Origin of the sequence: Corallococcus sp. AB030 (assembly GCF_003668965.1) — a bacterium.
GTDB classification, from domain to species: domain Bacteria; phylum Myxococcota; class Myxococcia; order Myxococcales; family Myxococcaceae; genus Corallococcus; species Corallococcus exiguus.
In genome coordinates this window covers 23,558-31,150 of the sequence record NZ_RAWQ01000124.1, presented here as the reverse complement: position 1 = coordinate 31,150, position 7,593 = coordinate 23,558, and the positions used below count along the sequence as shown (strand labels likewise).

Genomic DNA, 7,593 nt, shown 5'->3' with positions numbered 1-7,593 from the left:
GCCCCACCCGGCGCCCCTTCTTACTTCTTCAACACCACACGGGGATGTCACGGAAACCGTGTTCATACGGCCTTGCCGGTTCAGGGCCGTGAATCGTGAATGAAGAGGGGGATGAACATGAGACACCCACGAATGGCCCATGCGGGAGTGATGCTGTTCAGCGCCGCGGTGCTGATTGCCATGGCGCTGCCGCGGATGGCGGCCACTGCACCCCAGCCGCTGCTGGACGCGCCTCGCGCCTCTCCCACGGGGATGGGGCCTCGCGCCGTGGCGCTGGGCGACTTCGACGAGGACGGGCGTCTGGACGTCATCACGGCCAACCACACCGCGGGCACCGTGTCCGTGTTGCGGAGCCTGGGGGACGGAACGTTCGCGCCCGGCATGGAGCGGCCCACCGGGGCGTTGCCCGGCGCGGTCGCGGTAGGGGACTTCAACGGGGATGGCCACCTGGACGCGGTCACCAGCCACTTCGGAGGCACGGTGTCCGTGCTGCTGGGGCGCGGGGATGGGACGTTCGGCGCGCGGACCGACCACTCCGTGGGCGCGGAGCCCTCGGCCGTGGACGTGGGCGACCTGGACGGCGACGGACGCCTGGACGTGGTGACGGCCAACTCGCTCGACGACTCCGTGTCGGTGCTGTTGAACCGGGGCTCCGGACGGTTCGTGCATCAGAAGGATGTCAACGCCGGCACCAACCCATTCGCGGTGAAGGTGGCCGACGTCAACCACGACGGGATGGCGGACCTGGTCACCGCGAACTTCGTGGACACGGTGTCGGTGCTGCTCGGCAACGGGGACGGGACGTTCCGGCCGCGCATGGACTTCGCCACGGGCAACGCGCCCTACTCCGTCGCGGTGGTGGACGTGGATGACGACGGGAAGCTGGACGTGGTCACCGCGAACTTCCGGGGCCAGAGCGTGTCCGTGCTGCGCGGCACAGGCGCCGGTACGTTCCCCGTGCGCGTGGATTTCGCCGTGAAGGGCGGGCCGTACTTCGTCGCGGCCGGCGACTTCAACGGCGATGGGATGCCGGATCTCATCACCGCGAACTTCAACGAGGACACCGTGTCCCTGCTGCCCGGCCAGGGCCACGGTTCCTTCGGCGCGCCCACGCGCCTGGCCACCGGCGAGGGCCCCGCGGCGCTCGCGGTGGGCCTGCTCGACGGCGACCTGAAGCCGGACGTCGTCACCGCCAACACCCGGAGCCATGACGTGTCCGTGCTTCGGGCCGCGGCCTCCGCGGACGTGGAGGTGACGCTCACCGCTGTCCCCAGGCCGGGTGTGTCCGTGCCGCGCATCGACTACACGCTTACCGTCACGCAGCACGGGCCGGATCCGCTGAACCGGGCCGTCATCACCGTGGCCCTGCCCCCGGGCCTCCAGGCCAGCACCCGGGACTGCCTCATGGCCGCCGGCACGCTCCAGTGCGAGGTGGGACCGATGGCCGTGGGCGACACCGCCCTCCTGCGGTTCTCCGCGCCGCTGCCTCGCTCCAGCGTGGGCCTGTCCTACCGCATCACCGCCACGCGGACGCTCAGCGTCCCCGAGGACCCCCACTCCGCCAACGATGCCGCGAGCCAGGACTACGTGTCCCTGGGCGGACTCGCGGCGACGTGGTGGTAGCGGTCCAGCCGGCGCGCCTTCCCTGGAGCGCTTCAGCCAACGACGTGGCGAGCCTGGACCGCGTGTCCCTGGGCAGGCTCGCCGCGACGTGGCGGTAGCAGCCCGGCCGGTAAGTCCTTCCTGGAGCGCATCGGCGTGAGCGCTTCAGCCAACGACGTGGCGAGCCTGGACTACGTGTCCCTGGGCGAGCTCGCCGCGACGTGGTGGTAGCAGCCCGGCTGGTGCGCCTTCCCTGGAGCGCTTCAGCGCGGGCGCTTCAGCTTGGACCACATGAGCCCGACGAAGGTGTCGGGGGCAGGCTCCGCGGTCATCAACTCTTCGTCTTCGTGACCGCGCGCGGGGGGCGGCAGGGGCTTGGGGGCCACGGGAAACGGAAGGGGCTCCGAGGTGTTCAGGCCCTGTGCCTGGCGTTCCATCACCTCCGCGAAGGAGCGCTGGGGCGCGTTGCGCTCCGCCACCGGAGCGGCGCCTTCCACGCTATGGAGGGCCCGGATGCGAAGGATGACGCTGGCGCCTTCCGCGCGCGAGATGCCCGTCACCCGCCCGATTGGACCTCGCGGCCCGCGTTCCCGGCTCATCGGTTCCCTCCCGGTCTTCGCTAGAACCGTAGCGCCTCCAGCCCCCCGCCGGCCACTGCCCGGCCCTCCGGCGAGCCACGGAGAGGCCCGCCCGGCCGGCAGGCCATCGTGGCCCCGCTGTAACCGTTCCCCGGGGTCGCGCGTAAGTTGGAATGGCGCCCTTTCTTCCGACGGCGCCCGGAGGCTTCGCGACCCATGTCGTCCGCCCGTGCAGTGCCGTCTCCCACCCCGCGGCCCGTGGCGCACCGGCTGTGGCCCGCCCTGCTGGTGCTGGCCGCCGCCCTGAGCGCGTGCACCGAAGCGCGTGGTGCTCCGCCCGGCGAGAAGCCCGCGGCCACCGCGTACGCCCCGCCACAGGACGGCCGCGCGTACACGAAGCCGTCCGACGCGGAGCTGAAGCGCAACCTGTCCCCCCTCGCCTACCAGGTGACGCAGCACGAGGCCACCGAGCCGCCCTTCCGCAACGCGTACTGGAACAATCACGATGAAGGGCTCTACGTCGACGTGGTCAGCGGCGAGCCGCTGTTCTCCTCGCGCGACAAGTTCGAGTCCGGCACCGGCTGGCCCAGCTTCATCCGCCCCCTGGACAAGGCCCACGTGGTGGAGAAGCGCGACAGCACCCTGGGCATGGAGCGCGTGGAGGTTCGCTCGAAGGACGGCGACTCGCACCTGGGCCACCTCTTCGAGGACGGGCCCAAGCCCACGGGTTTGCGCTACTGCATCAACTCCGCGTCGCTGCGCTTCATCCCCGTGAATGAGCTGGCCGCGAAGGGCTATGGCAAGTGGCTGCCCTCCTTCGGCCGCGCGGCCCCGAGCGGACCCCAGGGCGCGCTCGCCCCCGCCGCGGGCGCCGTCGTGCTGGCGAAGGCGACGGTCCCCACGGAGGCCACTCGCGAGACGGCGTACCTGGCGGGCGGGTGCTTCTGGGGCATGGAGGACATCCTCCGGAAGATCCCGGGCGTCATCGACACGGAGGCCGGCTACACGGGCGGCTCGAAGAAGGACGCGACCTACGAGGACGTGCACACCGGGGAGACGGGGCACGCGGAGGCTGTGCGCGTCGTCTTCAACCCGAAGCTGCTGACTTACGAGGCGCTGCTGGAGCAGTGGTTCTTCCGCATGCACGACCCGACGACCCTCAACCGCCAGGGCAACGACGTGGGCTCGCAGTACCGCTCCGCCATCTTCTACCTGTCGGACGCGCAGCGCCGGACGGCGGAAGCGGTGAAGGCCCGCGTGGACAAGTCCGGCAAGTGGTCCCGGCCCGTCGTCACGCAAATCACCGCCGCCAGCGAGTGGGTGCCCGCCGAGGGCTACCACCAGGACTACCTGGTGAAGAACCCCGGCGGCTACACCTGCCACTACCTGCGCGACTGAGAGCCCCGCCGCGCCCTCACGCGGCGCGGTCGTGCACTTCGAACGTCATGCCCGCCTTGCGCAGGCGCTCCACCAGCACCATGCCCATGGCGGACGCGGGGGTGAGGATGCCGCCCCGCTTGGGGATGGTGTCGAAGGCGAGGCACAGCGCGGACTCCGCGAGCATGCGCGCCGTGGCCGCGTAGCCCGGGTCGCCCTTCGACGCGACCTTGCCCTCCACCTTCACGCGCTGGCCGCTCTTGGGCGAGTGGCCCTCGCCCAGGAGCCGCACCTCGAAGAGGCCGCGCTCACGCACGGTGGCGGACGGGCCCTCGCCCGGCGCGGGCAGCACGTGCTTCTCCAACAGCTCCCGCGCGGGGTCCACGTTCGACAGGAGCATGAACCCGCCCAGCCCCGCGGTGGTCGCCGCGGCGAGCGCCAGGCCCTTGGGCCCGGGACCGAAGTCGGAGACCTCCGAGTAGAAGAAGTCTCGGCCCCACGGGTAGCCCAAGAGCGCGTTGGAGCGCCGCACGACGCGCGTGTTGACGGAGGCCATCACGAAGGGCGCGGTCCACGTGCCCGTGTCCGGGCTCTTCTTCACCGTGGCCAGGTCGCGCTCCTCCTTCGTGCCTCGGGAGGGCTCAGGGTCCAACGCGTGGGCGCTGGTCAGCACCTTCTTGAGGGCCGGCTCCGCCTTCACCGCCGCCAGGGTGTCCATCATGCTGGCGATGGTGCCGCCGCTGAAGCCGCCGCGCATGCGCGTCAGGTGGAAGCGCACCTGGTCGCAGTGGCCGCCGTGCTTCTCACGCATGTAGTCCTGGACCATCAGCGTGCCCAGGTCGGAGGGGATGGAGTCGAAGCCGCAGGTGTGCACGATGCGGGCGCCCGTCTCGCGCGCCCGCGCGTCGTGGGCGTCGATGGTCCTGCGCATGAACTGCACCTCGCCCGTCAGGTCGCAGTAGTCCGTGCCGGCGCGGACGCAGGCGTCGACCAGCTCGTTGCCGTAGCGGGCATAGGGGCCCACGGTGGAGATGATGACGCGCGTGCGCGCCACCATCGCGTCCAGCGAGGCCGCGTCCTTCGCGTCCGCGAGCACCACCGGCAGGTCCGCGAACTCCGGCCGCACCTTCACCAGCTCCGAGCGGACCTGATCCAGCTTCGCCTCGTCACGCCCGGCGATGGCCCACTTCGCGCGGTGCGTCTCCTGGTTGCGAGCCAGGTACTCCGCCACCAGGCGGCCGGTGAATCCCGTGGCGCCCCACAGGATGATGTCGAACGCGGGCTTCTTGTCGTGGGCCATGGGGCGGCGCGTAGCCGGACCCTCCATGTGAGCGCAAGCGCGATTCCACGGCCCGTGAACGCCCTGTGCGGGGCACCACATCAGGCGCGCAGGCGCAACCGGATGGGCCCGCGCGCGGTGGAGGGCTCCACCACCCTGCCCCCCTGGACGATGTCCAGCACGCCGCGAGCCACGAGCCTGCGCGCCGCCTCGCGCACGGGCTCCATGCACGCACGCCAGTCCTCGCCGCCGGACGCGCGGGCGACCTCGGAGGGGCACACGGTGGCGCCGCCTGCCCGCTGGGAGAGCAACTCCAGGATGCGCGCCTCCCACGGGGAGTCCCGCGCCTGGGTCCGCGTCCCCCGGCATGCCCCCGAGCAGTACCGCACCTGTTCCCAGTCGCGCGCCCACTTGCGGCGCCAGGTGATGGCGCGGCCGCAGACGGCGCAGGGCTTGGGAGGCGGAGGGGACGTCATGCACTCCCATCGATGCGTCCCGCCACGCCGGGATTCAACCCCCGCCGACGTCGATGACCGGGATGCGTCAGCCCAGCGCCGCCTCCACCTCCACGGCGCGGTGCGCGTACGTGTGCTCGGCCAGCACGCGCCGGAGCGCGGCCTGTCCCATGCGCCGGGCGTCTTCCGGGGTGAGGCGCTTCACGTGCTCGGCGACCTCTTCACCGGAGCGGGCCACCAGGACCTCGCGGCCGGGCTCCAGGAATTGCTCCACGCCCTCGAAGGCGTCGGTGATGAGGCAGGCTCCCGCGCCCGCGGCCTCGAACACGCGCGGGGACGGTGAGAAGCCGAAGCGCGCCATGCTGTCGCGGTGCAGGTTGAGCACCGCGCGCGCCGAGCTGTTCACCGCGTTGTGGTCCTGCGTGTAGACGTGGCCCAGGCGCCCGACGTTGGAGGGCACGACGCGTTCCTCCCAACCGTTGCCGCCCAGGAGCATGCGCGAGCGGGGCAGCGACTCCGCGACCTTGAAGAAGCAGGCCTCCACGCGCGCCTCTCGGTCCGGCAACCGGTTGCCCAGGAAGGCCAGGTCGCAGGCGAAACGCGACTCAGGCGCCACGGGGCGGTGCGTGTCCGGATCCACCGCGGGGTGGATGGCCACACAATGCTTCGCGCCCAGCTCGCGGTACGCGTTCACCACCGGCGCGCCGCCGCCGGACGTGAGGATGTGGTCGAAGCGCGGGATGAGCTGACGGAAGAGATGGTGGGCATCCTTCGCCACGTGCTCCAGCGTGGCGGGCGCGCTCATGTCCCAGAACACCACCTGCGTGCCGGAGCGGCGCAACTCCAGCACTCGCGCATCCAGATACGCGTCGAGGGCGCCCACGCCACTGGCCTTCACCACCACGTCGACACCGAAGGCGTCGTCCAGGCACTCGTCCACCGAGCCCAGGTTGTTGGAATAGACGACGACGCGTGCCTGGTCCGGTCCCTGGAGGTCGCGGTGCTCCTGCCGGCCGGAGGCATCCGGTTCATAGAAGGCGACCTGGTGTCCGCGCGCATGCAGGGCGCGCAGCAGGCCCCGGTAGTAGGTGGCCGCGCCGTTCCACCAGGTGGACACGAGGCTGGAACCGAAGAAGGCGAAGCGCAGGCCACGGCTCATGCGAGGACTCTTTCCGAGGACAGCGGGTGGAGGACGTCGCCGGACATCCCCAGCTCCTGACAGAAGACGAGCAGCGCCTCCACCCGGTGCGCGCAGGTATGCCGCGACAGTACCGTGCGCAGGCCGGCTTCCGCGAAGGCGTGCCGCATCTCCGCGTCCGCGACCAGCGCGGACAGGTGGCGCCGCATCTGCGCCCCGTCCCGGGCGACGAGGTAGTCCTTCCCCGCGGTGAAGAGCCCGTCCGAGTCCTCCCACGGAGCGGACACCAGCGGGATTCCGCACGCCAGCGCCTCGAAGGGGCGGATGGTGGGGACGCCGGGCAGCAGCGTGGCGTAGGGCCGCCGGGGGATGTGCACGGTGACGCGCGCCTGGGAGAAGGCCAGGGGCACGCGGTGGTTGGGCAGCCAGCCGGCGTACTCGATGCCGGCGTCGAAGAGGGCTCGCAGGGCGGGGACCGGATAGCGCACGCCGTGCACCCGCGCGGTGAGGCCCAGCTCGTGCACCGGCTCCACGAGGAACTCCTGCAGCTCCTTCGTGCGCTCGTCGTCCCCCCAGTTGCCAACCCAGACCAGGTCGCGCACCTCGCGGTTGCGCGGGTGCGGGTGGAACACGCGCACGTCGGCGGCCTCGTGCCAGGTCCACGCCCGCCGCGCCCAGCCCCGCTCCAGGTAGAGGTCCCGGAGCACGTCTCCGGAGGCAAGCACCCCGTCGTACCGGGACAGATCGTAGCCGGCCATCACCTCCGGCGCGCTCACGCTCCGGTGGAAGGTGTCGTGGAAGAGGAGGCGGAAGCGGCCGCCGTCACGGCGGTGCACTCCGATACGGCGCACCAGGTCCGGCGGCGTCCAGGCGTGCACCAGCACCAGGTCCGCGCCATCGAGCACGGCCTCCAGGTCCAGCGTGTCGGGCGCGTACCGCTCCGGACGCACGTGCGGATAGAGGGCGCGGACCTCGTTGAGCGCGGCCACGCCGTGGGGCTCCTCCAAGAGGCACTGGAAGCTCCCTGAGTCCTCGGGTTCGAACACACGCACGGAGTGGCCTCGCGCGGCCAGCTCCGTCACCACCCCGCGCAGGAAGTGGGCGTCACCATGGTTCCAGTCCGACAGCAGGGAATGACAGAAGAGGATGACACGCATCGATGGA

6 protein-coding genes and 1 pseudogene are annotated in these 7,593 nt (G+C 71.4%); 2 read left to right on the top strand and 5 right to left on the bottom strand.

Annotated elements, in window-relative coordinates:
- Positions 1-117: 117 nt before the first annotated feature.
- Complete coding sequence (locus D7Y15_RS26560) at positions 118-1,623, top strand: FG-GAP-like repeat-containing protein (protein ID WP_158624464.1); 1,506 nt, start codon at positions 118-120, stop codon at positions 1,621-1,623.
- 242 nt (positions 1,624-1,865) lie between these two features.
- On the opposite strand, the gene D7Y15_RS26555 is transcribed toward D7Y15_RS26560, so the two are convergent.
- Complete coding sequence (locus D7Y15_RS26555; protein ID WP_126932748.1) at positions 1,866-2,201, bottom strand: hypothetical protein; 336 nt, start codon at positions 2,199-2,201, stop codon at positions 1,866-1,868.
- Positions 2,202-2,582: 381 nt separating this feature from the next.
- Here D7Y15_RS26555 and D7Y15_RS26550 point away from each other — a divergent pair.
- Positions 2,583-3,578: pseudogene (locus tag D7Y15_RS26550) on the top strand (bifunctional methionine sulfoxide reductase B/A protein); the annotation flags it as partial.
- Positions 3,579-3,594: 16 nt separating this feature from the next.
- On the opposite strand, the gene D7Y15_RS26545 reads toward D7Y15_RS26550, so the two are convergent.
- The 4 genes from D7Y15_RS26545 to D7Y15_RS26530 all read right to left on the bottom strand — a co-directional run bounded on the left by D7Y15_RS26545 (position 3,595) and on the right by D7Y15_RS26530 (position 7,586).
- Entirely contained in the window at positions 3,595-4,857 is a 1,263-nt protein-coding gene (locus D7Y15_RS26545) for a trans-acting enoyl reductase family protein (protein ID WP_121754322.1), read from the bottom strand.
- An 80-nt stretch (positions 4,858-4,937) separates the two neighbouring features.
- A complete protein-coding gene (locus tag D7Y15_RS26540; protein WP_120578351.1) occupies positions 4,938-5,312 on the bottom strand; it encodes a DUF2256 and DUF3253 domain-containing protein in 375 nt (124 codons plus the stop codon).
- 67 nt (positions 5,313-5,379) lie between these two features.
- Complete coding sequence (locus tag D7Y15_RS26535) at positions 5,380-6,450, bottom strand: glycosyltransferase (protein ID WP_121754321.1); 1,071 nt, start codon at positions 6,448-6,450, stop codon at positions 5,380-5,382.
- The gene (locus D7Y15_RS26530; protein ID WP_121754320.1) at positions 6,447-7,586 is read right to left on the bottom strand and encodes a glycosyltransferase; all 1,140 of its coding nucleotides are present in this window, start codon (positions 7,584-7,586) and stop codon (positions 6,447-6,449) included. The genes D7Y15_RS26535 and D7Y15_RS26530 overlap by 4 nt, the downstream gene beginning before the upstream one ends.
- Positions 7,587-7,593: the final 7 nt, after the last annotated feature.